The sequence below is a fragment of the Pseudomonas sp. AC463 genome (assembly GCF_979253585.1).
This window is the reverse complement of record NZ_CEEDDZ010001151.1, coordinates 1-237: the sequence shown is the minus strand read 5'-3', so window position 1 is coordinate 237 and position 237 is coordinate 1. Positions and strand designations below refer to the sequence as shown.

Sequence of the window (237 nt, the reverse complement as noted above, 5' to 3'; positions counted from 1 at the left end):
CTGTCGATCCCTATTCGGGTCGACGGGTGCTTAGCGCCAGTTGTACAGCTCTTGTTCGGTCACTGCGCTCATCGGCGTGACTTCATCCTGGAAGGTCTTCATGGATTTCCAGATGCGGCCGTTGAGTTCGTTCTGGCCTGCGAGCTCTTCCAGAACCACCTGAGATTCACGCTTCATGGCGTCCAGCACTTCGTCGGGGAAGCGCTTGATCGGCACGCCCTGCTCTTTGAGCTGGGC

General features: G+C 58.2%; 1 pseudogene. It reads right to left on the bottom strand.

From position 1 onward, the window contains the following. Positions 1-30: 30 nt before the first annotated feature. Positions 31-237 (bottom strand): annotated as a pseudogene (locus AC0IYH_RS33910) (ABC transporter substrate-binding protein); the annotation flags it as partial.